The 3,087-nt window shown below is 71.6% G+C and carries 3 protein-coding genes; all 3 read right to left on the reverse strand.

The window, feature by feature from the left end; translation table 11 throughout:
• Positions 1-76: 76 nt before the first annotated feature.
• A complete protein-coding gene (locus tag AC5LUJ_RS22915) occupies positions 77-940 on the reverse strand; it encodes a hypothetical protein (RefSeq protein WP_250287452.1) in 864 nt (287 codons plus the stop codon).
• A 628-nt stretch (positions 941-1,568) separates the two neighbouring features.
• A complete protein-coding gene (locus AC5LUJ_RS22920; protein WP_250287450.1) occupies positions 1,569-2,072 on the reverse strand; it encodes a class F sortase in 504 nt (167 codons plus the stop codon).
• A gap of 568 nt (positions 2,073-2,640) precedes the next feature.
• A partial coding sequence (locus AC5LUJ_RS22925; protein WP_493465740.1) for a hypothetical protein occupies positions 2,641-3,087 on the reverse strand: 447 nt, incomplete at its 5' end.

The raw sequence follows: 3,087 nt of genomic DNA on the forward strand, positions 1-3,087 counted from the left end.
GGTCGGGGGTCGGTCGGGACGACCGGAGCCGGATGATGATCCGTCCTATTTTGTTACTTTCCGTAATGGGATACGTCTACTTGCCTTTGTAGCGGACGCCGGTGACGGTGAAGCGCTCCACCCCGTGCAGGTGGCCACCCGTGGACGCGGCCACGACCAGGCCCTGGCCCGGCTGGGCGTCGATCGTCACCGCCGCCCGCCAGGGTGAGTTCTGCCCGCCCGCGGGCAGGCAGCAGTACTCCCCGACGACCTGGCCGCCGTTGGGACCCCCTGCCGGCCGCACCTGCACGCGGATACTCTCGTCGACACCGGTGATCTGGCCGCCGACCGCCAGCGGCGTCGACACGGTCGCCCCGTAGACCGGCTGGGTGAGCGAGAAGGTGGTGTCGTCGGTACCGACGACCTCCCACGGCGCGCCGCTGCCGGAACCGAACCGCACGAGATGGACGACGGCCGCGACACCGGTACGCCCACCCTCGGTGGCGTAGCCGACCTGCACCCGGGCGTCGTCACCGGTCACCGTGCTGGCCAGCGTCCGGTCGATGTCGGTGAAGCCGAGGAAGCCACGGGCGAAGGCCAACGCGGTGGCCGCCGGGTCGAGGTGCCATGGCTGGTGCCCGTCCGAGCCGCCGCCCGTCTGCCACGCCCGCGCGTCCGCGGCGCTGGCAAAGGGCCACAACGGCTGGTACGGGAAGGCCGCCGCGCCCGCGGTGGCACCCGGCGTCGCCGCTCCCTGGCCGGCGCCGGACTGCCCGCTGCCGGACTGCCCGCTGCTCCGCTGTTCCGTCGTCCCGGGCGAGCCGCCGGCTGCTCCCACGGACGGTGACGCGGACGGTGACGCCTGCGCGCGCACTGTCCCCTCGTCCGTACCCGAGCATCCGGTGAGGGCCAGCAGGGCCGCCACGAGTATCGCCGCCGGCAGGCCCAGCCGCGACCTCAAGAACGTCCGGGACGTCCGAGACGTCCGAGACATCGGGGACGCCGGCCCGCGCCCGTGGCCCCGCGGGCGGACAGCAGCCCGTCGCCGGTCATCGTGTGACGTCGGCCCACGCCCACGCCCACGCCCGCGGTGCCGCGGGCGGCGGATCCCGCTCCGTGGGGAGGACGGGCCCTTCCCCGCGCCCCGCCCGTGACGGCGCGGGAGCGCATGCCCGGGCACCCCGTCCGCGCTGGTCACACCGATCGCACCGGGCACTCCGATCGCACCGGGCGCACGGATCGCGGCAACCGCGCGGACAATCGGTGACACCGAGACGTTCATGGTCCCTCCCCGAGATCGCCTGTCTCAGCGAAGGGTAGCGCTAGAGATGGCATACATCTCTTCACGCAGCGTACACGCTGATGTCATGTGCCCGTCGCCCGGCAGCGCGGCCCCGGGCTCCCGCTCCCCCGCACCGCGCGACCGCTGCCACCGCGGCAGCCGGCGCACTCGCTTCCGTACCGCCGGCACCCGCCGGCGCAAACACCCGTCCATCACCGCACGAAGATCATATCCGGCTATCCGGTACGGGAGGCGACGCGGTACGTCCCGCTCGTCGGCATCCGCCGAGCCGCCGGGCAGCGGCCGCCTACGCCGGGCCGGCGACGGCGTGCGCGTACACGATCACGTTCTTCAGATAATGGTGGGTTTTCTTGTCGAAAGCACCACCACAGGTGATCAGCCGTAGTTCCGGACGATCGGACCGGCCATAGACCTCCGCCGCCGGAAACGCATCCTTCGCGACATCCTGAATACGGTCGACCGTGAACCGCACGACCGTCCCGTCCGCACGGCTCACCTCGATCGTGTCCGATTTCCTGAGCCTGTCGAGACGGTAGAAGACCGCCGGCCCGGTCGTCGAGTCATAATGCCCGACAAGTACGGACGCGCCGACGTCGCCGGGCCGCGGCCCATATTCGTACCAGCCGACGTCGGTCCAGGATGTCGGCACCTCGAGGGTCCCGTCCGTGTTGAGACCGACCGGCCCGACCGGCGCGGAAATGCCCACTTCCGGAATACGCAGAAAAGTCGGTGGGCTGTTCTGCCGCCACTCGCCGCCAGCCGGATCCCGCGGTGCCGCAGGCGCTGGCACCAGCCTCGCGTCGGGTCCCGCGCTCCCCGTAGCGGCCGTCACATCGGGTACCCCGACCAGTTTCCCATATTCGGACGAAACAAACTTCTGACCACTCACCCCGATCAGGAGAATTCCGATCAGAACCAGCCATCGAGCCGGCCGGACAATCTTCGGCCCCGTCGTGGTCATATCGTGTTCCACGCCTTCCCATGGACATCAGATGGCTATGGTGTAGCCCGCGGTAACAATACCGCCGCAGTACGAGAGAAGAGGAAAGGTCATGACGCACAAAATCGGCCGGGGCGTGGTGATGCTGGCCATGTCGGCCGTCACCGGGCTCTTCGTGGGGTTCGGCCCCACAGCCGCGTTCGCGGACGGGCCGTCGGATTCCGGCTCTTCGTCGACACCGCCCGCGGCCACCCAGCAGCAGAATGGCGGGCAGCCCGGGAGCGGCGGTGAGACGGCCGGATGGCCCCAGCTGCCCATCCAGCTGCCGACCCAGTGGCCGATCCCGCGGCCTCCCGAGCAGGCGGGTGGCCAGTCCGCGCAGTCCGGAGGCGGCTGGCCCGGCGCGACCTCGTCCCAGTCATCGGGGGGGTCCGGCGGCCAGGGAGCAGCCGGCGGCCAGGGAGGCCAGGGAACGGCACCCGGCGGTTCGTCGGGCCAGTGGCCGGGCCAGTCCGGCCAGCAGGGCCAGCCTTCCGGCCAGCAGCAGGGCCAGCAGGGCCAGTCCTCCGGCCAGCAGCAGGGCCAGCAGCAGGGCCAGCCTTCCGGCCAGCAGCAGGGCCAGCCTTCCGGGCAGCAGCAGGGCCAGCAGGGGCAGTCCTCCGGACAGCAGCAGGGCCAGTCGGCCACCCAGAAGCCGTCCTCCGAGCCGGTCCCGCAGGGTGGCGTGCACGCGGGTGGCGGCGGTATGGCGCCGTCGTTCCCGATCGCTCCCGTCGCCGGCGCCGGGCTCGGTGCCGCGATGCTCGGCACCGGCCTTGCCGCTCGCCGCAGGAACCGCGCAACGCAGTAACCAGCGGGTCTGGGC

This window comes from Protofrankia sp. CiP1_Cm_nod3, assembly GCF_982290655.1.